General features: G+C 44.5%; 1 pseudogene. It reads right to left on the reverse strand.

The features are described 5' to 3' along the window. Positions 1–768, reverse strand: a pseudogene (locus AB4496_RS27055) (ATPase); the annotation flags it as partial.

The following is a 768-nucleotide window of genomic DNA, read 5'->3' on the forward strand; positions in this document are numbered from 1 at the left end:
CTCTGGCTCTGGCTCTGGCTCTGGCTCTGGCTCTGGCAAGGATTCAACGACATCTTCAAACTGATCGCTACCTTGGATTTTCGGTTCAAAGTCAAAATCAGAGGCAACATTCGCAGGCGACTCTACATCGTCTATAGCTTCGGCTAACCAGTCTTCAACCGTCTCTTCATCATCTTCAGAGAGATCATTTAAAGACGATGGCGATACTTGCTCTTCATAACTAGCAGCGATGTCTTCACGCTGTTCTTGGGCGTCGGCTTCTTTCGGCTCTGGTTCTGCTTCTTGTTGTACAGTTTCTTCTTGAACTCGCTCTTCAAAAACTGGTTTGTCAAAATCAGAATTCTCAGAGAGCAGTGAGTCGATATCCAGTTCATCATCTTCAACCGATGATGCGGTTTCTTCAGCGGATACTATTTTTTCCGCTGACACTTCGTTGCTGTCTGAAAGAGACGCTTGCTCTGGTTCAACCGCATTTTCAATTAATGACTCAACAGGCTCTTCTGTCGCTGGCAATAAATCATTGTCATCAGAAGTCATTAACTCATCAATCAATGCTTCGTCTGTTGTTTCTAGCGAGTCATCAAGTAAAGCATCTGTTGCCGGTGCGACACCGAACAAATCATCGATAAAGTCATCACGATTAAAGGCTTCATTATTTTCTGGCTTAACGTCTGCACTGTCTTGAATCACTTCCGAATCTAACGATTCATCACTAATGACTTCAGCTTGTGGTGTTGCACTAATGTCCGATGCTTGCTCAGACTCAGC

Origin of the sequence: Vibrio sp. 10N.222.46.A1 (assembly GCF_041473595.1) — a bacterium.
Lineage (GTDB): Bacteria > Pseudomonadota > Gammaproteobacteria > Enterobacterales > Vibrionaceae > Vibrio > Vibrio tasmaniensis_A.